Source organism: Streptomyces sp. NPDC096324 (genome assembly GCF_044763015.1).
Taxonomy (GTDB): domain Bacteria; phylum Actinomycetota; class Actinomycetes; order Streptomycetales; family Streptomycetaceae; genus Streptomyces.
Genome location: NZ_JBIWFK010000015.1, coordinates 163,579 through 185,755, shown reverse-complemented (window position 1 = coordinate 185,755; position 22,177 = coordinate 163,579). Strand labels below are relative to the sequence as shown.

At 74.0% G+C, this 22,177-nt stretch carries 17 protein-coding genes and 2 pseudogenes; 14 read left to right on the top strand and 5 right to left on the bottom strand.

The window, feature by feature from the left end; genetic code table 11:
* Positions 1-398: 398 nt before the first annotated feature.
* From ACIQ7M_RS33720 to ACIQ7M_RS33705, 4 genes are all read left to right on the top strand, one after another.
* Positions 399-1,223, top strand: coding sequence for an HAD family phosphatase (locus ACIQ7M_RS33720; RefSeq protein WP_403651369.1), 825 nt, complete (start codon positions 399-401; stop codon positions 1,221-1,223).
* Positions 1,220-2,023, top strand: a complete 804-nt coding sequence (locus ACIQ7M_RS33715) for an SDR family NAD(P)-dependent oxidoreductase (protein ID WP_403651367.1) — start codon at positions 1,220-1,222, stop codon at positions 2,021-2,023. The genes ACIQ7M_RS33720 and ACIQ7M_RS33715 overlap by 4 nt, the downstream gene beginning before the upstream one ends.
* Positions 2,024-2,487: 464 nt before the next feature.
* Positions 2,488-3,246, top strand: coding sequence for a ScbR family autoregulator-binding transcription factor (locus ACIQ7M_RS33710; protein WP_403651365.1), 759 nt, complete (start codon positions 2,488-2,490; stop codon positions 3,244-3,246).
* 484 nt (positions 3,247-3,730) lie between these two features.
* Positions 3,731-4,399, top strand: a complete 669-nt coding sequence (locus ACIQ7M_RS33705) for a ScbR family autoregulator-binding transcription factor (protein ID WP_403651363.1) — start codon at positions 3,731-3,733, stop codon at positions 4,397-4,399.
* A 316-nt stretch (positions 4,400-4,715) separates the two neighbouring features.
* On the opposite strand, the gene ACIQ7M_RS33700 is transcribed toward ACIQ7M_RS33705, so the two are convergent.
* A complete protein-coding gene (locus tag ACIQ7M_RS33700) occupies positions 4,716-5,189 on the bottom strand; it encodes a nuclear transport factor 2 family protein (protein WP_403651361.1) in 474 nt (157 codons plus the stop codon).
* 941 nt (positions 5,190-6,130) lie between these two features.
* Between ACIQ7M_RS33700 and ACIQ7M_RS33695 the strand changes: the two genes are divergently transcribed.
* The 7 genes from ACIQ7M_RS33695 (at position 6,131) to ACIQ7M_RS33665 (ending at position 15,748) form a co-directional block, all read left to right on the top strand.
* A complete protein-coding gene (locus ACIQ7M_RS33695) occupies positions 6,131-7,102 on the top strand; it encodes a BTAD domain-containing putative transcriptional regulator (protein WP_403651359.1) in 972 nt (323 codons plus the stop codon).
* 138 nt (positions 7,103-7,240) lie between these two features.
* Positions 7,241-8,431: an SRPBCC family protein gene (locus ACIQ7M_RS33690; protein ID WP_403651357.1), complete on the top strand. Its 1,191-nt coding sequence runs from the start codon at positions 7,241-7,243 to the stop codon at positions 8,429-8,431.
* Positions 8,432-8,487: 56 nt separating this feature from the next.
* Positions 8,488-10,353, top strand: coding sequence for a hypothetical protein (locus tag ACIQ7M_RS33685; RefSeq protein ID WP_403651355.1), 1,866 nt, complete (start codon positions 8,488-8,490; stop codon positions 10,351-10,353).
* A gap of 101 nt (positions 10,354-10,454) precedes the next feature.
* Positions 10,455-11,465, top strand: coding sequence for a 4'-phosphopantetheinyl transferase superfamily protein (locus ACIQ7M_RS33680; RefSeq protein ID WP_403651353.1), 1,011 nt, complete (start codon positions 10,455-10,457; stop codon positions 11,463-11,465).
* Positions 11,466-11,597: 132 nt separating this feature from the next.
* Entirely contained in the window at positions 11,598-13,949 is a 2,352-nt protein-coding gene (locus ACIQ7M_RS33675; protein ID WP_403651351.1) for a condensation domain-containing protein, read from the top strand.
* Positions 13,950-14,357: 408 nt separating this feature from the next.
* The gene (locus ACIQ7M_RS33670; protein ID WP_403651349.1) at positions 14,358-14,558 is read left to right on the top strand and encodes an acyl-CoA carboxylase epsilon subunit; all 201 of its coding nucleotides are present in this window, start codon (positions 14,358-14,360) and stop codon (positions 14,556-14,558) included.
* Between the two features lie 314 nt (positions 14,559-14,872).
* A complete protein-coding gene (locus ACIQ7M_RS33665) occupies positions 14,873-15,748 on the top strand; it encodes a BTAD domain-containing putative transcriptional regulator (RefSeq protein WP_403651407.1) in 876 nt (291 codons plus the stop codon).
* Between the two features lie 241 nt (positions 15,749-15,989).
* Here ACIQ7M_RS33665 and ACIQ7M_RS33660 read toward each other — a convergent pair.
* Positions 15,990-17,186 (bottom strand): annotated as a pseudogene (locus ACIQ7M_RS33660) (RNA-guided endonuclease InsQ/TnpB family protein).
* 151 nt (positions 17,187-17,337) lie between these two features.
* Here ACIQ7M_RS33660 and ACIQ7M_RS33655 point away from each other — a divergent pair.
* The 3 genes from ACIQ7M_RS33655 to ACIQ7M_RS33645 all read left to right on the top strand — a co-directional run bounded on the left by ACIQ7M_RS33655 (position 17,338) and on the right by ACIQ7M_RS33645 (position 20,283).
* Complete coding sequence (locus ACIQ7M_RS33655; protein ID WP_403651347.1) at positions 17,338-18,102, top strand: phosphopantetheine-binding protein; 765 nt, start codon at positions 17,338-17,340, stop codon at positions 18,100-18,102.
* Positions 18,103-18,218: 116 nt separating this feature from the next.
* Positions 18,219-19,094, top strand: coding sequence for a 4'-phosphopantetheinyl transferase family protein (locus ACIQ7M_RS33650; RefSeq protein ID WP_403651345.1), 876 nt, complete (start codon positions 18,219-18,221; stop codon positions 19,092-19,094).
* 367 nt (positions 19,095-19,461) lie between these two features.
* Positions 19,462-20,283: an AfsR/SARP family transcriptional regulator gene (locus ACIQ7M_RS33645; protein ID WP_355772464.1), complete on the top strand. Its 822-nt coding sequence runs from the start codon at positions 19,462-19,464 to the stop codon at positions 20,281-20,283.
* Between the two features lie 160 nt (positions 20,284-20,443).
* Here the strand turns inward: ACIQ7M_RS33645 and ACIQ7M_RS33640 are convergent, their stop codons facing one another.
* The 3 genes and pseudogenes from ACIQ7M_RS33640 to ACIQ7M_RS33630 all read right to left on the bottom strand — a co-directional run.
* Positions 20,444-20,572, bottom strand: a complete 129-nt coding sequence (locus tag ACIQ7M_RS33640; RefSeq protein WP_403651342.1) for a hypothetical protein — start codon at positions 20,570-20,572, stop codon at positions 20,444-20,446.
* 150 nt (positions 20,573-20,722) lie between these two features.
* A complete protein-coding gene (locus ACIQ7M_RS33635; protein WP_403651340.1) occupies positions 20,723-21,022 on the bottom strand; it encodes a hypothetical protein in 300 nt (99 codons plus the stop codon).
* Between the two features lie 890 nt (positions 21,023-21,912).
* A pseudogene (locus tag ACIQ7M_RS33630) lies at positions 21,913-22,005 on the bottom strand (IS200/IS605 family transposase); the annotation flags it as partial.
* Between the last annotated feature and the right edge of the window lie 172 nt (positions 22,006-22,177).

Genomic DNA, 22,177 nt, shown 5'->3' with positions numbered 1-22,177 from the left:
TGCGGTTTTGTCTTCGGCTGTTGTGGCGCGGCTCCGCTGTCGGTTGTGTTTCGCGGTTTTGTCGTCGACTGCTGTGACGCGGCGGGGCTTTGGAGCGTTGTGACGCGGCCCGGGTCTTCGGCCGGCGTGGGGTGGCTGCGGTTGCGGGTTCGGCTGCTGTGGCGGGGTTGGTGCGGTTGCACTCCCGGTTCGGTTCGGTTCTGTTCTGTGGTTCCGGTCTTCGGTTGTTCGGTGCGGTTTCGTTCTGGTTCTGCCGTGTGGTCCCGTTTCCGGTTCTGCTGCACGGCTCTGTGCATGTTTGTGTTGCACGGTTGGTTTTTGGCTGCTGTGGCGTGGTCCCGTTTCCGGGTTTTGTGGTGCGGGGTTGTGTCGTGGGTTCTGTGAAGGGGGAGGGCTTGATGTCTGGTGCTCTGGGCGTGTTGAGGGTGGCTGCGGTGAATCTGGACGGTGTGTTGTTGGAGGACTCGTTCAGTCCGGTGATTTATCGGGTGCTTGCGGCGCATGGGGTTGCGTACAGCAGGGAGTTGGAGTCGGCGGTGCTGTCGCAGCCACGGCGGGTTGCTGCGGGGGTGCTGGCCCGGGCGATCGGGTCGTCGGCGGGTGTGGGGTGGATGACGGGGGTGTATTTCGCGGAGCGTGAGCGGTATCTGCGGGAGCATCCGGTGTCGTTGACGCCGGGGGCTGTGGAGCTGGTGGGGCGGTTGCGGGGTCTGGGGCTGGAGGTGGTGTGTTACGGGGGGCTGGGGGAGCGTCATTTCGAGCGGTATCTGGGGGCGTGGCGGCAGCTTTTCGCGGGGCCGGGTTATGTGTGCACGGACGGTTTTAGGCCGGGGATCGGGGAGATCGTGCGGGGGTGTTTCGGGCTGGGGCGCTCGCAGGTGCTGTTCATCGATGACGTGGCGCGGTTCGCCGCGCAGGCGCGGGTGGCGCGGGTGCCGTTCATCGGGCATCCGAGTACTTTCCCCCGCGGTTTCCAGCGGGAGGCGATGCGGGAGGCGGGGGTGCGGCATCTGGTGGGGGGTCTGGGGGAGATCGACGAGGCGCTGGTGCGCGTCCTGGACGGTGAGGCGGCGCGGGATGCGGTGTGGCCGGGACCGGGCCGGGCACTGGCCGGCACCGGCACCGGAATGAGCGCCGGCGCCGGCGCCTGCGCCGGTGCGGGTGCGGGTGCGGGTGCGGGTGTGGGTGTGGGTGTGTTCGCGGGTGTGGGGGGCGGGCTGTGAGCGGGACCGGGGACGGGGTCGGGGCCGGGGTCGGGGGTGGTGGTGGGCTGCCGTTGGCGGGGAAGGTGGCGCTGATCACGGGTGCGAGCAGTGGGATCGGTGCGGGTGCGGCGCGGGTGTTCGCGGCGCAGGGTGCGGTGGTGGTTCTGGCGGCGCGGCGCGGGGAGCGGCTGCGGGAGCTGGCGGGGGAGGTGGAGAAGGCGGGTGGGCGGGCGAGCTGGCGGGTGGCGGATGTGCGGTGCGGGGATCAGGTGGAGCGGTTGGTGGAGTACGTCCTGGAGCGGCACGGGCGCCTGGATGCGGCGTTCAACAATGCCGGTGTGGGGCTGGAGAGGTCGCCGCTGCATCTGCTGGGGGACGACGCGTACGACAGGGTGATGGACACCAATGTGCGCGGGGTGTGGAACTGCATGCGTCATGAGATCGCCGCGATGCTGGCGGGCGGCGGCGGGGCGATCGTGAACACCAGCAGTGTGGGGGGTCTGGTCGCCTCCGCGACGGGCGCGCCGTACATCGCCTCCAAGCATGCGGTGATCGGTCTGACCAAGGCGGCGGCCGTGGAGTACGCGGGCTCCGGTATACGGGTCAACGCGATCGCGCCGGGGCTCACCCGCTCGGAGATGACCGGTCAGTGGCTGCAGGTGCCGGAGCTGAGCGGGCGTGCGCTGGGTTCGGCGCCGGCGCGGCGGGCCGCGGAACCCGAGGAGGTGGCGCGGGCGGCGGCGTGGCTGTGCAGCGGGCAGGCGAGTTTCGTGACGGGGGCGACGCTCGCGGTGGACGGAGGACGCACCGCCTGGTGACCGCCCGGCAGACACCGGCACGACGGTGACAGCGGTGACAGCGGTGACAGCGGTGACCGCCCCGCCGCAGGGGACGACTCGGCGAAGGCGCGGGGGAGGTGACGGCGGCTCGGTGGTGACGGCGGGCAGGCGGGCGGCGCCGGGGGCGACTCGGCGCCGCCTGGGTGGTGACAGTGGTGACAGTGGTGACGGTGGTGAGGCGGAGGGCGGCGCCGGGGCGGCGGGTGGGGGGGCGACTCGGTGTCGGCGGCGGGGTGGTGACGGCGGGTTCGGTGACGGCGGGGCGGCGGCGGGGTGATGGTGGTGTGGCGGGTGCTCTCGCGGGGTGTGTGTGCCGGTGGTGGGCGGGTGGTCTCGTGGGTGGGTGGTCGTGCCGGATTGGCGTGTGCCGCCGGGGGTAGGAACCTGACGGTGGGGTAAGGTACCTCACGTTCGGTTTTGTTTACGTGAGCGTGGAGGGTCCCATGGCGCAGCAGGAGCGTGCGGTTCGGACCCGGCGCGCTGTTGTGGAGGCGGCGGCGGCGGTTTTCGCCGAGCGTGGTTACGCGGCGGCGACCATCGCGGAGATCCTCGAGCGTGCGGATGTCACCAAGGGCGCTCTCTATTTTCATTTCGGTTCCAAGGAGGCCCTGGCGCGCGGGGTGATCGATGCGCAGATCACGGCCGACTACTGGGTGCCGCGGGAGCTGAAGCTCCAGGAGCTGGTGGACATCTGCATGACGCTGGCCCACCGGATTCCCCGGGACGTGGTGCTGATGGCCGGTATCCGGCTCTCGGCCGACGTGCAGGGGCGGGAGCTGTTCGGCAGTGCCTGGCCGGCGTGGACCGAGCTGGTGACGGCGAAGGTCACGGAGGCCAAGGAGCAGGGCGAGGTGCTGCGGCACATCGACCCGCGTGAGACGGCGGAGTTCGTCCTGGGTGCCTGGCTGGGCATGCAGTACCTGTCGGAGGCCTACGCCGACTGGGCCGATCTGCCCGAGCGGGCCTCCACGCTCTTCCGCTACGTCCTTCCGGCGATCGCCACCCCGGCCGCCCTGGTCAGCCTGGACATCGCGCCGGACCGGGGCCTGCGCGTCATCGAGGAGGCCGGACGCCAGGCAGCCCAGCCCCAGCCCCAGCCCCAGCCCGAGCCCCGGCCCGAGGCCCAGTCTCAGCCCCGGCCCGAGCCCCAGTCCCGGCCCGGGTCTCAGTCCCGGCCGGAGCCCCAGCCGGCGGCCGGCTGACCCGGCGCGCTCCCGGGGCGCCGGCCCGAACTCGTGCCCCGGGTGCCCGAGCTCGTACCCCGGGTGCCGGGTGCCGGGCCGTGCGGCCGGGTGCCGGGGCGGGTCGCGTGTCCGTGCCGGGGGCGGGCGAGGGGTCCGTTCCCGTGTCTGCCGGGCGGGCAATCAAACCTGGCGGAAGGTTTCTCCTGAGGGTCCGGTGCCGGGCCGGTGCGGCTGCCGGCGGCGTGTTGCGTGGCCGCCCTCGTTCCCGTGCGGGTTTCCCCGCGGGCGGGTGGCCACGACAGGCCTTTAACCGACCGGTCGGCCGGTTCCCGGTGGGCGGCGGGGCGGTGGTTCTGTCCGGGCGCCCCCCGGTGAACAGGGGACTCCTGGGTTCTGACGGCGGGGCTTTTCCGGGGGTGCTGTTCCGTAGAGCAATAACCAACCAGACATGCGGTTTGATAAAGTGGTCTTGGGAATGGGTTGGTCGGCAGGGAGGGTGCACATGGTCAAGCAGGCGCGGGCGGCTCGTACGCGTGAGGCCCTCATCGTTGCCGCGGCCGAGGTCTTCGCCGACAACGGTTATGCGCTGGCCAGCCTGCCCGCGGTCAGCAGGCGGGCCGGGGTGAGCACCGGTGCGCTGCATTTCCACTTCGCCAGCAAGGAGGCGCTGGCGCGGGAGGTGGAGGGGGCCGCGGCCGATGTGGTGGGGAAGATGGCGGCGGGCTGCCGCGGCGCGGCGGACACGCTGCTGCAGTCCCTCGTCGACGCGACCTGCCGGCTGCTCGCGGCGGTGGCCGGTGACCCGGTGGTCAGGGCGGGCTTCAAGCTGAGCCACGACCCCTCCCTCAAGGGCGGGCAGGAGGCCGGGTCCGGGGGGCTGGTGCGGTGGTGGTGCGAGTGGGTGCGGGACCTCATCGTCCAGGCCGGGGAGGAAGGGGAACTGGCCGGCGGGGTCTCGCCCGAGGACGCCGCCGCGGCCGTCGTCGCCGCGACCGTCGGCTTCGAGACGCTGAGCGGCTGGGACCTCGAGTGGGTCTCGCTGGAGCGGACCGCACGCTTTTGGACCTTCCTGCTGCCCCTGCTGGCCGCATCCCCGCAGCAGGTCCGCGTCGAGCCGGCCGGCACCGGCACGGCGGGCGCGCCGCGGACCGCCGGCGAAGCCACCGGGTGAGGGACACCCGGCGCCCCGCCCCTCCAGGCGAAGCCCGGGTCGTACGGGACACCGCTGTGGACGAGGAGGGCCATCCAACCCCGCCCCGCCCCGCGCCGGCGGAGGCCGTCCGGTGTCGCCCCGCGGTCCCCGTGCCGGCGGAGGGGGGCTTACGGGGACCGGGAGAGGTCCGCGAGTTCGTGAAAACTGAAGGGTTCTCGGCAGGAACCCGAGGGTCTGTCGCCGTGCTTCGCGACGTCGGATTTGTGGGTTCGTGGTGAAGTCGCGGGGCCGGCGCGATGGCGCCGGACGGACATGGCCGGGTCGGGTCCCACAGTCATGACTGGTTGGGGTGGCTGAGACGCACCGTCTCTCCGCCGAACGGCAGGAGCGTGACCCGGTTGGCCAGGAACCAGGTGTCCTCGACCTTTCGGAACGTGTCCTCGTAGTGGCCCACGTTCGCGGGGAGCGTCGGGGGCACCATGCCGTCGGTATAGCCGTCGACCCGGTAAGTGGCGAAGTAGGAGGTGGCGGTGGCCGCCGACGCGGAACTCACCGTGACCAGGATGTTCGTCGACATGCGTCGTGACAGCCGGTCCTTGGGACGCGAACCGAAGTAGCTGCGGAGCGCCTCACGCCCCTCCACCCTGCGGTCGCCGTGAGGCCACTCCCACACCCCGTCAGGCGTGAAGAGGTCCGCGACGCTGCCCGGATCTCCCAGGTCGAGGCGGCGCACGAACTCGACGATCAGACGCTCGCAAGCCCGCTCGGCCAAGAGACGTTCGATGGGGTCAAGGGCTTCAGTCGGCATCGTCAATTGCTACCAGCCCTGTAGGGGGCATCGCCATGGCATTTGCTGCCGATCCCCTCGGTTTGTGGACGAGACGCCCTCTTCGACGTGACCCGACAGCCAGAGCCTGTTCTCGACGGGTCGCTCCAGGAGTCGGCGGGCGGAGTTCGCGCACGGTTGACGGACGTCGGCCGATGCCGGTGACGTCGACTGATGCCCGCTGATGCCGGTGTCATGGGTGGGTGCCGCCCCGCGCCGGTGATGCCGACAGGGTTGGGGCTGGGGGCCGACGGGTTTGCCTTGAACAGGTGTTGCCTCGCGTCGGTGTCGGTGTCGGTGATAGCGGCGGGGGCGGGGGGTGACGGGTCGGGTGTCGGCGGGGGTCGGGTACCGGCCCGGGCTGCGCGGCAGCGTGTCCCGGGCCGCGCGCCGGCGGGGTCGGGAGCTGACGGAAGCCGGCTGATGCCGGCGAGGGTGACGGGTGCCGGCGGCACGGGCGGAAGCCGGCGGTACCGCGGGTGCGCTTCCCGGCCCGCGGCGTGCCCCAGGCCGGTGACGGCGGTGGTGGCGCTCCGGGTCCGCGACGTGTGCTCCGGGCCCGTGATGGGGGCGGGAGTTGCCGGGTGGCGGCGGGTGTTCCGGGGCTGTGACGGCGGCGGGTGGCGGTAGGGGTGGCCGGGTGGCCGGGTGGTGGGGGAGTCCGTGGCGTCTGGAAACCGTCTTCAGGGTCTGGTCGTGGGTCCTGGTGGTGGCCGGTTCATGTCGTTGTTCTGCTGCCCCTCCGGGGGGTTCGCTCTGTTTTCTGTTGGTTGACACGTGTGTCCTGCGGCTGCCTCGAGTCTGTGTCCACCCCGGGCGGGGACGGCGTCCCGAGCGTTGACATACCGCTTGTGCTGTTTTTTACTGTGGGTGTCGGGGGACCGTCGCGGACGGTGCCGGTGCCGGTGAATGGGGGAGAGCGCGTGGACATCGATGTACTGGGCACACTCGCCGTGCGGTACAACGGCGTGTCCATCACGCCCACGGCTCCCAAGCCCCGTCAGGTGCTCGCCCTGCTGGCGCTGCGGGCCGGGCAGGTCGTCCCGGTGGGGGTGCTGGCCGAGGAGCTGTGGGGGGCCGGGCCCCCGCGCAGTGCCCGCGCCACCTTGCAGACCTACATCCTGCAGCTGCGCGAACTCATCTCCGCCGCCCTCGACAGCGGCGGCCCGAGCCGGAACCAGGACGAGGACCAGGGCCAGAACCAGGGCGAGGGCCGGGACCGGGGCGAGGGTGCGGGCCGGGACCAGGGCTGGAGCCGGGACCGGGGCCGGGACCGGGGCCGGGGTGAGGACCGGGGCCGGGGCCAGGGTGGGGGTGCGGGGCGTCGGCAGGCCAAGGACGTGCTGCTGACCGTGCCCGGCGGTTATCTGCTCAAGAGCGGTGAGGGTGTCAGCGACGTACGGCGCTTCGAGCGGCTCGCCGGCAGCGGGTACCGGGCCATGGACGCCGAGGACTATCCCCAGGCCGCCCGGCTGCTGCGCCAGGCCCTGGAGCTGTGGAGCGGTCCCGCGCTGGCCGATGTCCACACCGGTCCCCAGCTGCGTACCGAGGCCAAGCGGCTGGAGGAGAGCCGGCTGTGTGCGCTGGACCAGCGTGTCGAGGCCGATCTGCGTCTGGGCCGTCACCGTGAGCTGCTGGCCGAGCTGACCGTGCTGATCAACCAGTACCCCATGCACGAGAGCCTGTGCGGCCAGTACATGCTCGCCCTCTACCGTTCCGGGCGCCGCGGCGAGGCACTGGACGCCTACCAGCGGTTGCGCGCGATGCTGGTGCGCGCCATGGGCCTGGAGCCCTCGCCCGCCCTGGCCAAACTGCAGCGCTCCATCCTGATGTCGGGCCCCGACACCCTCCCGGCCCGCCCCGCGGCCGCCGCGGCCGCGGCCCGCGCGGGCTGACGCACCCGGCCCCCACCCCCGGCCCCTGCACCGGCCCTTGCACCCGGTTCTCGCGTCCGGGGCGCTCTCCACCAGGAATCGAGCACCGCTCGGCTGCGGCCGTGCAGCGTTGATCACACCGGGAGGAGGAGATCGCGCATGTCGTCGTCGCAGCGGAAACACTGCGCCCGGCACACCGTCGAGGTCGCGGCCCCCGCCGGCGTCGTCTACGGCCTGCTCGCCGACGCCCCGCGCTGGCCCGTCCTGCTGCCCGCCTACGTCCACGTCGAACGCGTCGACGCCGATGCCGCGGGCGACCGCCTGCGGCTGTGGCACCTGCGCGGGGGCCGGGTGCGTTCCGTGCTCGCCCGCCGCGCACTGCACCCCGGCCTGCGCCGCATCGAGTTCGAACACCGGGACCCCCTTGCGCCCGGCGCGCCGACGTACGGGAGCTGGAACGTGTCACCCGACGGGCCCGGCCGCTGCCTGGTGACCCTGCATCAGCAAAGCCCGCCCCCATCCGGACCACCGCCCGGCCCGCCCACCACACCCGGCGCACCCGAGATGCCCGGCACCCCCCGGGCGCCCGGCCTGTCCGGCCCGCCCGAGGTGCCCGGCGCGCCCGTCGAGTCCGGCCCGCCCGGCGCGCCCGGGACACCGGATGCACCCGGGGCGTCCGGCCTGGCCGACGCGCCTGACGTGCCCGGGGTGCCCAGAGCGCCTGATGCACCCGGAGTGCTTGACGCCTCTGACGTGTCCGGGGTGTCCGGGGTGCTTGATGTGTTCGAAGCACGGGTGCGGGCGGAGGTGGCGGCGGTGCGTGTGGCGGCCGAGCGCTGGGACCGTCTGGACGAGCTGCTGCTGTCCTTCGAGGACAGTGTCTACGTCTGCGGCTCCCCGGAGATCGTCTACGACTTCCTCTACCGCATCGGGGACTGGGCCGACCTGGTTCCCCATGTCGAACGTGTGGAGGTGGGCGAGGAGGGGCCCGGTGTGCAGAGGACCGTCGTGCACACCAGCGATCCCGACACCGGGGACACCGCCGTCTTCGAGGGCGTGCGGCTGTGTTTCCCGGCCGCCGGGCGGATCGTCCACCGGCAGAGCGTGACGCCCGATCCCATCGCCGCGTACTACGGGGAGTGGTCCCTGGAGCCCGACGCCCGCGGGGTGCGGGTCGCCCACCGGCACCAGGTGATGCTCCGCGAGAGCGCGGTGGAGCCCGCGCCGGGAGCTTCCGCGCTGCCCGTCGACGCCCGCCGCCAGGTGCGCGAGTGGCTCGGGCGCACCAGCACGGAGACGTTGGCCCTGGCGCGCTGGCACGCCGAGAGTGCCCTGCGCCGGCTGCGATGAGGGCGCCCGGCGACGGCCCCGCGGCGACCGGCATCACGACGACGAGGAGATCGGCGATGGCCCCCACCCGCCCGCACCGGCAGGCCGGGCGGCCCCCGGCGCCCCCGGCCCCCCACAGCCAGACACCGCACACGGCACCCGCCCCGGCACCCGACGGCGCGGCGCGGCACACGGCATCCGCCCCGGCACCCGAGAGCGCGGTGCGGCACACGGCACCCGCCTCGGCGCGCGAGAGCGTGGTGCGGCATGCGATGTCCGCCCCGGAACCCGACGGCATGGTGCCCGCCCCGGCACCCGACGGCGCGGCACGGCACACGGCATCCGCCCCGGCACCCGAGAGCGTGGTGCGGCACACGGCACCCGCCGAAGCATCCGACGGCACGGCACCCGCCCCGGCACCCGACGGCGCGGCGCAGCACACGGCATCCGCCCCGGCGGGCGAGAGCGTGGTGCGGCCTGCGGTGCCCGCCGAGGTATCCGACGGGGTGGCGCAGTACGCGGCGCGGCTCGCGGTGCTGCTCGGTGATGTCCGTGATCCTGCCAACCCCTATGGCCGTGCCGTGTTGTGGGCCGGCGGGTACGACGCTCTGCCCGCTCCGCCGGCCGGCCTGCCCGGCCCCGGGGACCTGCCGGGCGCCGACCGGCTGGCCCGTGCTCTTGGCCCGCTCTTTCGCCGGGACCTCGCCCTCGCCCATGCCTGGAGCATCGGGCCGCTGGCGGGCGCCCCGGTACCGCATCCCGCGGCCGCCCTGCTCGGTCCGGCGGCGCTGCTCGCGGCCACCGGCGCCGTTCTGCGCGGGGTGACCCGCATCGTGGAGGGCCTGAGCCGCCACGAGGCAGCGGCCCGGCAGTGGCGGCCGGTCCTGGCCACCGTCTTCGCCGACCTGCTGGCCTGCCAGAGCCTGACGGATGCGGCCCTGCGGGCCTGCCCCGCATCGGGCCGGGGCGGAGAAGCGGCCCCGTACCGGTGCGACGCGCGGGACGGTGACGGCGAGCTGCTCGCCGCCGTCGTGGGGTATCTCGTGCCCCAGCTCGCCGTCGAACTGCTCGGAGATCTCGAACTGGTGCTGGACGAGTGCGGTTTCGACGGCCACACCGTCGAACGGCGCGCCCTGGCCAGGACGCTGGGGGACCGGGCGCTGGCCGGGGCCGGCCCGGCGGCCACCGGTGCCGCCCAGGCCCGCATCGTGCGCCGGCTGAACGCGACGGGCGGCCCGGACCGGCACGAGACCGCACCGCCCCCGGCACCGCCTCACGACGCCACCCCCGGCACTCCGGGGGACCCCGGCACCGCGGCGGCCCCCGGCACCGCCGGCCCGCAGTCCGCCGCCCCGCCGCCACCGGATGCCGCCGCCGCCCGGCCACCGGCTGCCGCGACACCACCGGCCACCGGCACGGCCACCACCACCGGCACCACCACCACCACCACCGGCACCGCCACCACCGGCACCGCCTGCGCCGGTTCGCCGGCCGCAGCGCCGCAGCCCACCGCCGCCGACATCACCGGCACCGGCATGGGTGCCGGCGCGCTCGCCCGTATGGATGCCGATGCCGACGCGCTCGCCCGTATCGGCCGTCGGCTGGCCGCCGAGCGGCGGGCGCTGCGCGGCGCGTGGGCGGTCACCGCCGGGCACGGGCACGACCTGGCCGACCCGGCGGTGCGGGCCCTGGCGGACCGTCAGGCCCTGCTGGTGCTGGCCGACCGGGCGACGGCCGCGCGGGAGGCGGCCGCCCGCGCACGTGAGCCCTTCCTCGGCGGTGCCGGCTGGGTGCTGCTGGCGCTCGGGCGGATCACCGTGCGGCTCGGGCTTGCGCTGCCCGCCGGTATGCCGGACGCGCAGCCGGGCGTGTGGGACGAACTGGCCCGGCGCGCGGCGCGCAACGCGGACGGCGACCTGTACGCGGCGAGGCTGCCGTGGTGAGCGGCAGCACAGCACCGCACGAGCACGAGCACGAGCACGGGCATGGGCATGGGTGCGGGCATGGCCGTGTGCCGGTGACGCCGTTGCCGGCGCCGTGTCATGTGCCCGGGCCCGACGGGCCGTGGGAGCAGGTCCAGGAGGACGTCGAGCGCGGGGGGCGGGCGGTGGTGCACACCACCTGGGGCCAGTGGCTGGCACCGGCCCTGCTCGACCCCGACCTGCGCGCCCTGCTGGGCCGCGACTGGCCGCGCTACCGGCAGCACCCGGCCCCGGCCGGACGGCTGATCCTGGCGGTCTCCCGGATGGTGCTCAAGCACACGGCCGCCGCCGTCCTGCAGGTCCCCGCCGCCCGGCTCGACCTCGCCACCCTGCCCGGCGGGCGGCCCGTGCTGCGCGGACTGGGTACGGACCTGCAGGTCAGCCTCGCCCACACCGACGAGTTGATCGTCGTCGGCGTCAGCCGCACCGGTCCGCTCGGTGTGGACGCCGAGCCCGCCGGACGCCGGGTCTCCTTCGAGGCGCTGCGCGAACACGTGTGCACCGCCGAGGAGACCGGGCGGCTCGAGGCCCTGCCCGAACAGGAACGCACACAGGCGTTCCTGCGCCTGTGGACGCTGAAAGAGGCGTACGTCAAGGCACTCGGGCACGGCATGCGGCGCCGGTTCTCGGCCTTCGGCTTCACGTGGGACGCGGCCGGCACCGCCCGCCTCGCCGGGGACAGCGCCGGACAGTGGGCCTTCGCCACCCATCTCGTCGACGGCCGCTACCTGGTGAGCCAGGCCCACCACCGGAGCCAGACCCACCCCCCGGGCGAGGCCCACCACCCGGGCCAAGCGCATCTCCCGGGCGAGGCCCACCCCCCGAGCCAGACCCACCCTCCGGGCGAGGCGCACCTCCCGGGCGAGGCCCACCCTCCGGGCGAGGCGCAGCTCCCGGGCAGCGAGGCCCGTCTCCCGGGTCGGGCGCACCCGCCGAACGCCGTGCCGCCGCAGCCGGGCGCGCCGCGCACCCCGCCCCTCGCGGGGACGCCGCGCCGGGTGTCCTCGGGGCAGCGGCCGCACGGCGGGCGGGTCCTGGACTTCCCCGGACGGCGTGGTTCCGGACCGCGGTGAGCAGACATGGCAGTGGGGGATGGCAGTGGGGGGACGACGGCTTGTGGCCGGCCGTGCAGAAACGATTCGAAAAGGAGGCGGGGGTGGTGGACAGGGCTGCTGCGGCAACGCTGGGCGCCGTCCCCGGGGGCGATGAGGAGTCATCACTCGTACGACGGCACCGTTCTGGCCGTCGTGCACGAACCGCAGGACACCCACGACCGGTCGCCGCTCGTCCTCGAACTGTGCGGAGCGACCCGCACGGATGCCGAGGCGGTCGCCGCCCGCGTCGCGAGATCCCACCGGGCCTACGACGTCGAACTGGACGTACCCGGACACGGCACACCCCAGCACCACGCACCGGACGGTGTGCCGCAGCACCACGCACCGGACGGCACACCGCCCGGCGGCGTACCGGACGGTGTGCCGGGCCCGGCCGGGCGGGCGGGCCGGTATCTCCTGCGGCTCAGCCCGCGCGGCCCGGACATCCTCGGCCCGGACGGCCCGGACGGCCCGGACGGCCCGGACGGCCCGGACGGCCCGGACGGCCCGCTCGGTCCGGACGGTCTGCTCGGCCCGGACGGTCTGCTCGGTCCGGAGGGGTCCGGGCCGCCGCTCACCGACGACCTGCTGGCCGACCTGCTGGCGCCGCCCGCCGCGGGCACGGTCCCGGTGCGGGGGCACCAGCGGGCGCTGCTCGCGGCGGCGGCCGGTCAGCAGGGCGGCCCCGGCCGCTTCGTGGAGCAGCTCCACTGGGACTGGACGGGGCCGCTGGACCTCACCCGGTTCATCGCCTCCTGGCAGTCCCTGGCCGAGCGCGAGGCGGTGCTGCGGGCGTCCTTCGACTGGGCCGGCGCCCCCCGCCTGGTGCTGCACGAGCGCGCGGCCGTCGAGGTCGTCCACCACGGGCACGCCGATGACGGCTGGCAGGAGCTGCTGCGCCGCGAGCGCGAGCGCGGCTTCGATCTGTACCGGCCGCCTCTGCTGCGGGTGTCCCTGTTCGAGGGACCGCCCCCGGCGCGCCGCACCCGCACCGGCCCCGCTACCGACACCAGCACCGACACCAGCACCGGGGCCGGGGCCGGGCGGGGGCCCGTCCGGCTGCTGGTGACCTACCACCGGGCGCTGCTCGACGAGCGCGGGGTACGGCTGCTGGTGCGCCAGTTCTACCGTTCCTACCTCGCCGGCGGCGTGCTGCCCGGCGCCGACCGGCGCCCCGACATCCGCGACCACGCCCACTGGCTGACCCGTCAGGACACGGCCGCGGCCCGGGAGTTCTGGGCGGCATCCGCACCGCCGGCCGGCGCCGCCCTCACCCCGGCCCGCCCGGGCGAACCGCCCCGCCCGGCCGGGGAGACAGGAAGCCAGGCCGGGGGGACGGGCAGTCCGGGCGGGGGGACGGGCCGGATCCGGCGCGTCCTCAGGCCGGTGCAGAGTGCCCGGCTGCGTTCCTGGGCCGGGGGGCGGGGTGTGGGGGAGAGCAGCGCTCTGCACCTGGCGTGGGCCCTGCTGCTGTACCGGGCGGCCGGGGCGACGGGGCCGCTGCCGGTGGCCTTCGGTGTGCATCTGTCGGGACGCGACATGGCGCTGCGGGGCGGGGCCGGCATCCCCGGACTGCTGGGCGGCCCGCTGCCGATGACGGTCACCGTGGACGGGGCCACGCCGCTGGCGGACCTGCTGGTGCAGGTCCGCGACGCCGCGCTCGACCTGACCGCCTACGCATGGGTGTGCGCCGGCCAGGTCCGCCGGTGGAGCGGACGCGCCCCCCGTTCCCCCCTGACCGGGACGACCGTCCGCTTCGAGACCCATCCCGAACTGCCGGCGAACCTGCGGGCCGAACTCGCGGCGCAGGCCGTCACGGCGGGCGCGCCGCACAGCGCGGGCGGCGTCACGACCGTGCCCATCACCCTCGTCGCGCACCACGACACGCAGGACGCCCTGGTGCTGGACGCCCTCTACGACCGGGCCAGGTTCACCGACACCGACGCCGCCGAAACCCTCGCGCAGTGTCTGCACCTGCTGCGCAGCCTGCCCGAGCGGGTGCACGAGAGGTCCACCGTCGCCGACGCCCTGGCCCTGCTGGGCACGTCGCAGGTGCCCGTCATGACCGTGCCGCCGCCCGGGCGCCCGTCCCCGGCGCTGAGGGTGCTGCGGGCCGGGCGGGCCGGGGCGGATCTCGTGTGCCTGGTCACGGTCCCCGGCGTCACCCCCGGCGCCTACGACCTGTTCCTGCGCGCCCACCGGGGGCCGGAGCGCATCGTGTCGCTCACCCTGGCCGGCGGACAGGCGCCGCCCGGCGTCCTGGCGGACCTGCCCGGTGACGCCGGGCGGCTGACCGTGTGCGGGGCCGGACCGGCCGGCCCCGCCGCCCACGGCCTCGCCCGCCGCACCGCCCGGCACACGGGCCGGGTCCCGGCCGTGGTCATGACCGGTCTCGGCAGCGCCGCCGAGACCGCGCTGGCCCTGTCCCGCGCCCTGCAGGCGGTACGGGCACGCACCGCCTGAACCGAACACCCGACGTCCGACACCCGACGTCCGACGCCCGGCGCCCGACATCCGGCGCCCGACATCCGGCGCCCGAACACCCGGCCGCCGGGGGCGCCGAGGAGCGCCAGGGCACGGGTCACCGGGCGTGCCAGGCCGTGCCGGGCATGCGGACGTGCCAGGCCGACCGTGCCGGGGTGCCGGGGCCGCCGGGGTGCCTGGTTGCCGGACGCCCGGGCACCGGTACGCCGGGTCCCGCCCGGGCACCGGTACGCCGGGTCGCCCGAACGCCCGGGGTGCCGGGATCCTCCGGGCACCTGGGATGCCGGTGCGGTGGGCCCGGGGTGCCGGGCGGGTGCCGTCCAGTGGTCCGAAAGCGTTTCTTGAGCGGTGTGGCCGAGGGTGGCGGCACCTGCGTGAGGAGGCGCCATGGGCGACGTGGACCGCGGAGAGCCGGCCCTGCGCGTGGAGCGCGGCACCGCGACCGAGGAGGAACTGGCCGCGCTGGCCGTCGTCCTGCTGGCCCTGCGCGCCCGCCCGGCACCCGGCCGGCCGCAGGCACGGCCGGCCTGCGGCCCGCGCTGGTGGCTGCGCGGCGATGACCGCCAGGGGCCGCACGGCCGGCGGTGAGGTGACCCCCCGGCCACCACAAGGAGAAGACCTGACGGTCTGTTTGAGACTATGGCCGGCAAGGAGATCGATCCGGTTCTGCCGGGTATGCGTCCCCGCCCCCACGGGCGCGCACCGCCCGGACGACGGCCCGCCGGAACACGAACAGGCCTGATATCGCGGGGGAGTTGTCCCGCGAACGGCTGCCTTCGAAGGTTGCTGCACCTCTGCTGGAGAGTTGTTAAAAACAGGACGATCGGTCTCGTATTGACATACCGTCTGTGCTGTTTTTTAATGTTGGAGTGTCAGCAGCGCACGGGGACAGGGGAGACGGCGTGGACATCGACGTATTAGGTGCACTGGACGTGCGGGAGAACGGGGTGTCCGTCGCCCCGACGGCACCCAAGCCCCGCCAGGTGCTGGCGCTGCTGGCGGTCCACGCGGACCGGGTGGTGCCGGTCGCCTCGCTCATCGAGGAACTGTGGTCGGCCCGGCCCCCGCGCAGCGCGCGCACCACCCTGCAGACCTACGTGCTGCAGCTGCGCGAACTCATCGGCGCGGCGCTGGCCCGCGGCACCGCCCCCGGGCCCGGTGCCGGATCCGGGTCCGGGGGCCGTACCGCCAAGGACGTCCTGGTCACCCTGCCGGGCGGGTATCTGCTCGCCGCCGGCGGCGGCACCAGCGACGTCCGCGAGTTCGACCGTCTGGCGGGACTGGGCTACCGGGCCATGGACGCCGGCGACTTCCAGGGCGCCTCCCGCAGCCTCGGCGCCGCCCTGGACCTGTGGTCGGGCTCCGCCTTCGCGGACGTGCAGACCGGCGCCCAGCTCACCATGGAGGCCAGGCGCCTGGAGGAGGGCCGGCTGTGCGCACTGGACCAGCGCATCGAGGCGGACCTGCGGCTCGGCCGGCACCGCGAAGTCCTCGCCGAACTCACGGTCCTGACCAGCCGTTACCGCAACCACGAGAACCTGCACGCCCAGTTCATGATCGCCCTGCACCGCTCGGGGCGGCGCGGCGAGGCCCTCAACGCCTACACCCACCTGCGCACCACCCTCAGCCGCGACCTGGGCCTGGAACCCTCCCCGCGGCTGCGCCGGCTCCAGCACTCGATCCTGATGGCCGCCCCCGAGAGCCCGCCGGACCCGCCCGCCCCGGCCCGCGCCGCGCACCACCCGGCAGCCGGCCCCCAGACCGCCGGCAGCCGGTAATCACCCCGGCAACCGCCGTCCGTCCGGTTACCAGCCGCCCGGCCGGTAACACCGGCCGTCCGCCCGCCAGCCGGCAGCCGCCCGGCCGCTTCGCCGCCGCCGGCGGCGCGGACCTCCCGCCGCCGCGCGGGAGTTTCGCTCCCCCCCGTGTGCGGGGGCATGCCCGTCCCGGTCCGAGGGCCGGGGTATCCACGAAGGGACGAGTCGTTGACTTCCTCCCCCTCCTGAAGGAGGGGGATTCCTACGGCTCGCGCCGTGGGTGTTTCTGCTTCATCGCCGACTGCCCGCCCGGAGTACTCCGTTGAGGTCTTACACCAGCTCCACAGACAGACGCCGTCAGCCCGACGGCCAGGATGTTCTTCGCCGCGTTCATGTCCCGGTCATGGGTCGCCCCGCAATCGCACGTCCACACGCGGACGTTCAGCGGCATCTTGTCCTGCAAGGCGCCGCAGGCGGAGCACAGCTTGGAAGAGGGGAACCAGCGGTCGATCGCGATCACTTCGCGCCCGTACCACTGAGCCTTGTACTCCAGCATGCTCCGGAACTCCGACCAGGCCGCATCGCTGACAGCGCGGGCCAGGCTGCCGTTCTTCATCATGTTTCGAACGGCGAGGTCCTCGATCACGATCGTTTGATTCTCACGAACGAGCCGAGTGGTGAGCTTGTGCAGGTGGTCACGCCTGCGGTCGGTGATACGGGCGTAGACCTTGGCGACCTTCCGGCGTGCCTTGGCCTGGTTCGCTCCGTCCCCCTCGGCCTTGCGGGCAAGCTCCCGCTGGGCCTTGGCGAGACGTGCGCGGTCACGCCGCTCGTGCCGGGGGTTGGCGACCTTCTCGCCGGTCGAGAGGGTCAGCAGGTGGTCCAGCCCGACATCGATGCCGATGGCCGCGTCGGTGGCGGGGAGCGGCTGCACGGACGGGTCCTCGCACAGCAGGGACGCGTACCAGCGTCCGGCCGCGTCCTGGGACACGGTCACCGTGGACGGGGACGCGCCCTCGGGGAGTGGACGCGACCACACGATGTCGAGCGGATCCGCCATTTTCGCCAGGGTCAGTTTCCCGTCCCGGAACCGGAACGCGCTGGTGGTGTACTCCGCCGACTTCCGCGACTTCTTCCTCGACTTGAAACGCGGGTACATCGCGCGCTTGCCGAAGAAGTTCGTGAACGCCGTCTGGAGGTGCCGCAGGGCCTGTTGGAGCGGGACGGACGAGACGTCGTTGAGGTACGCGAGTTCCTCGGTCTTCTTCCAGACCGTCAGCATGGCCGACGTCTGGTTGTAGTTCACCCGCTCCTACCGCGTCCACGCTTCTGTGCGCGCCGCGAGGGCGAGATTGTAGACCTTCCGCACGCAGCCGAACGTGCGGGACAGCTCCGCTGCCTGCGCATCGGTCGGATGGAAGCGGTACTTGAACGCCCGCTTCACATGGGTGGCCTTCACCTCTCACACGCTACTCCATCAGTTTGTAACGGAGCGCGGGCGGTTGGGGGTGAACGCCGGTCCGCCCTGGCGGCGAACCAGCTTTCCCTGCTCCGCAGGAGCTTCACTTCCTCCCCTGCCTGAAGGCAGGGGTATCCACGAAGGAGACACGATGACCAGCGAGCCGAGGGCATCCTCCGACGGCCACGGAGACGTTCTTGCCGAGCTCACCGCCGTGCTGGCCGGTGTCGTGCACGCCGACCCCGACCGGGTCGACCCCGAACAGCCCTTCCCGGTCCTGGGGCTGGACTCCCTGCTCACCATCGAGTTCGTCGCGGCCATCGACCAGCACTTCGGTGTCCGCATCGCCGGCGCGGACCTCTACACGTACGCCACCCCCGCCCTCCTGGCCCGCCATCTGAGCGCGCTGGGCCGCGGCGCGGACGATGTCCCCGCGGCCCAGGACGCCGGTGCCGCGGCGGCGGTGCTGCAGGTGCTGCGCCACCAGCTGGCGCGGATCCTGCACTGCGACCCGTGGGAGATCGACGGCGGCGCCGCCTTCGCGGAACTGGGCATCGACTCCATCCTGGCCGCCGACTTCACCGCCGGCGTCAACCGCGCCTACGGCCTGAGCGAACGCCCCGTCACCGTCCACGAGCATCCCGGCCTCGCCGCGATGGCCGCCTACATCGCCTCGCGCACCCGGGGCGCCCCGGCCCCCGCCGCACCCGACACCCCCGGCCCCGCCCCGGCGCCCGCCGGCCCGCCGCAGTCCCAGCAGCCGCAGCCGCAGTCCCAGCAGCCGTCCGCCGTCGGTGCGGCGGCGAAGCGGCCCGCGCTGTCCCAGGAGGAGGTCCGCGCGCTCCTGGACGCGGTACGCGGCGACCGGATCGGCGTCGAGGAGGCCGCCGCACTCCTGGCCGACCGCCCGGCCTGACCACCCCCGGTGCAGCATCATCGGCTCATCGACTGCTTCGGCCCCGGCGGCCCCGCGCCGCCACCTCGCTGTCGTGCGCAGCGGGACGGCGAACCGAGACGGACTGAAACGACACCATGACCCTCACCGCACCGCAGCCGCCCGCCGCCGGGCCCGCCCCGCACACCCGCACGGTGCCCCCGGTGACGCTGTGGCTGTGCCCCAACGACGCCCTCCCGCCCGCCGTCACCGGCATCCTGGCCGCGCACTGGCTCGACGAACACGAGAGCGCGACCGCCGCCCGGTTCCTCTTCGAACGCGACCGCCGGCAATACCTCGTCGCCCACACCCTGGTCCGCCGCGCACTGGCCCTGGAGGCCGGCCTCGGCGAGGCCGAGCTGGTCATCTGGCGCTCCTCCCGCGGACGGCCCTTCCTGCAGCCGCTGCCCGGCGGCCTGCCCCGGGGCGGCGGCCACCTCGACTTCAACCTCTCCCACGCGGGCGGCTACAGCCTGCTCGGCATCGTGCGCAGGCAGCGCGTCGGCGTCGACGTGGAGTGCCTGGACCGGGAGGCGGGCGCCCTGGAGACCATCCTGACCACCTTCACCCCCCACGAGCAGCACTGGGCACGGCAGGCGCCCCCCGGACGGCAGCGGGACCGCCGGGTGCTGCGCCTGTGGACCCTGAAGGAGGCCTACTCCAAGGCCCGCGGACTGGGACTGGGGCTGCCCTTCGACGAGTTCGCCTTCACCCTGGACGAGGACCGCGGAGTCCTCGCCTTCCGGCCGCCCGCCGACGACGCGGCCGGACGCTGGCGGTTCCTGGAACTGGAACCGGTGCCCGACGTGCTGGCCGCCGTGGCCGTCCCCGCCGACGACGAGGACCCCGCCCCCCACCTGGAACTGCACCAGGGATTCCCCTGGGACCGGGCCGCACCCCGCACCATCACCCTGCCCGCACCCCTGGGCGCACCGCACACCCCCCTCCGTCAGGCGGCCACCCCACCGCTCTGACCCGCCCCACCGGGTTGCCGCCCCGCCGCCCCGCCGGCCCACCGTGGGCGGGACGGCGGGACGGCGGGGCGGCGTGTCACCGTCACGCGCCGGCGCCGGCGGACGGAAAAGGAAAAAGGGTGTACGACGGTGCGCAATTACCCGCCGCCCGGAATCCGTACCGGAATGCGGAGTTCAATTCCGGTGACGGATTCAGGTGTTCTCGAGTACGCCGCGTATTTGACGCAACACCCCACGTGGAGCACCACTGGAGGACCGCTACAGGAAAACGCTCGGGGGGCACGGACCCGGCTAGCGTGCCTAGCGGCGGAGATTTCCGGCCACAAAAGGAACTGGACAAGGAACTCGACGAGGTGGGGAGGCCACCATGGAGATTCAGGTTCTGGGTCCGTTGAGTGCCGAGGTCAACGGGGGATCCATCGTTCCGACGGCGGGCAAGCCGCGACAGATCCTGTCGCTGCTGGCGCTCTACCCGGGACGTGTCATGCCTGTTCCCACGCTCATGGAGGAACTCTGGGGAACCGAGCCTCCGGCCAGCGCACTGACGACCCTTCAGACGTACATACTGCAACTGCGCAGACGGCTCGGCACGGCCATGGGCCCGGGCGCACCGGCCGGCGCGAAGGACATTCTCGCCACCCGGCACGGCGGATACCTGCTGCAGATCGACAGGAGCTGTGTCGATGTGCACACCTACGAGGAACTGGCCCGCCAGGGCCAGGCCGCGTTCGTGGAAGGCGACGACGAGGTGTCCGCGGAACGGTTCCGCACGGCACTGGACCTGTGGACCGGGCCGCCGCTGGTCGACGTGAGACTCGGTCCCGTCCTGGAGATCGAGGTGATGCGGCTGCAGGAGAGCAGGCTGGTCACCGTCGAGCGGCGCATCGACGCCGACCTGCGGCTGGGCCGCCACGCGCAGCTCATCGCCGAACTGACCGAGCTGACCGCCCGCCACCCGCACCACGAGGGCCTGCACTCCCAGGTCATGGTGGCGATGTACCGCTCGGGCCGGCAGGCCACGGCACTGGAGGTCTACCGCAGGCTGCGCCTGCGGCTCATCGACGAGCTGGGCGTGGAGCCCTCCCCGCAGCTCCAGCGCATGCACCAGGCCATGCTGGCCGTGGACCCGCAGCTCGAACTGCTGGCGGGACCGCGCCACGGCTCGACCTTCGACCTGTTCGCGGCATGAGGCACGGAGACCGCCCGGCCATGGCCGGCGTGGCCTCCCCACCCCTCCCCACCACTCCACCTGGCCCGCTCCACCCGTCGCGCCGTCACCGGCCCGCCCGCGGACGGCCGGACGGACCCTCGTCCGGTCCGGCCCCGCCCGGCGTCCGCCGTGCCCGGCTTCAGGCCAGGGCCTGCAGCCGGGTCAGCGTCGACCACAGGACCCCGGGGTGGGCGAAGGTGTCCGGGGAGAGGACGTCGTCCACGAAGTGCACGTGGTGGACGCCCTCCCGCGAGCCCAGCAGCTCCATCGCGCCCAGCGAGTCCAGCCCCGCCGGCCGCAGGTCCGTGTCGGCCCCAGCGGTTCGCCGGCGTCATGGAACGGCAGGTACTCACGCAGCAGTTCCCCGAACTTCTTGTCCCAAGCCATTACTGACCTCACCCTTCGCGTGTCGTCGATCTCACCGGCCGTCTCGCCGCCCGGTCGTGTGTCTGCCGCCAGCGGCCAGGGCCGGCACGGGGGCGGCCGGGGTGGCGGACAGGGCGCCGAGGACCACGGCCCGTACGGCGGGGCGGGGGACACCGGTGTCGTTCAGCAGCAGGCCGACGGCGTGCAGGCCGGCCAAGCCCTGCCCGACGGCGGCCGGCGCGATGCCGGTGAGCTGCGCGATGCGGCCCGCCGTGGCGGTGTCGTCCAGCGGGGCGGCGGCCCGGGCGATGGCCGCGGCCCGGGCGCCCGCACGGTGCAGGCAGGCCTGCACCGCCCGGGCGAAGGGGCCGCCGGTGTCCGGGAGGTGCCGGGCCGGGCGGGGGTCGGCAGGGCGTGCAGCAGCAGCAGGGGGTTGCAGAGGAACGCGGCCTGCTCGCGGCGCCCGGCCTGCTCGGCGAGCGCGGTCACCTCGGCCGGGGAGAACCGTTCCAGGCGGATGCGCCGGGACGTGGGCCAGCTCGGCCGCGAACGCCGGATCGCCGCTGTCGTGGGGGACCGTCCGGGCGACGATCGGCAGCAGGCGCCCGCCGTGCCCGCGACGGGCGAGACGGCGTACGAGGTCCAGGGCCCGGCGTCGGCGTGGTGGACGTCGTCCACACACACGACCAGCGGCCCGCCCCCGCCCGCCTCACCCGGCCCGGCGCCGCGAGGCCCGCGCCGCCGGGGGCCCGCCGCGCGGTGCTCTCCCGCCGGGCGGGAGAGCCGGGAGGGGCCGGCAGCCGGCGGAGCGTGTCCCGCACGCTTCGGTGCCAGGCCGGGAAGCCGGCCGCGCACAGCACCACCGCTCCCGCGGCGGCGGCCCGTTCGATCAGCAGACGCACTTGCCGCAGCCCCTGGGCCCCTCCACCAGGACGGTGCGCGAGCACCCCTCGGCGCAGACGGTGAAAGCGTCCGTCAAGGTTCTGATCGCCGCGGTCCTGACGGCCGACGTCATGGCCGTCCTGTCGGGTCGCTCCACCCCACCGGGCCGGCCTCGCCACGCCGCCTACAGCGGCGGTCGAGCCACGGCGGAACCCGCGGGGCCGCCACCACGGCCGAGGATGACTGCGGAAAGAGAGAAAGGACAAGGAGGAGACGAGGCACGAGGAGAAGGGGAAATCTGAAAGCCCCGGCGTTCACGCCGGGGATGAATGCAAAACTGCCCTGACATGCGCTTTGGAGCGGGCGCTTTTGCTGCTCGATGTACCGGTAGACGATCGCCAAAGGTGCTCCGCCGCACGATGCGAAGAAATACGAGGGCGACCGCAGGTGCCCGTGCATGATGGCGCGGTCGATCAGGCCGGTGAACTTCTGCCGCATGATTGCTTCGCAGCGCGTCAGCATCTCGTCGTCGAACACCCCGCGCCCGTCTGTCCGGGCCACCTGCCGTGCTCGGCCCGGTCACAGCCGCTGTGACCGGGCGTTCCGGTGGTCACCGAGTGCGAGA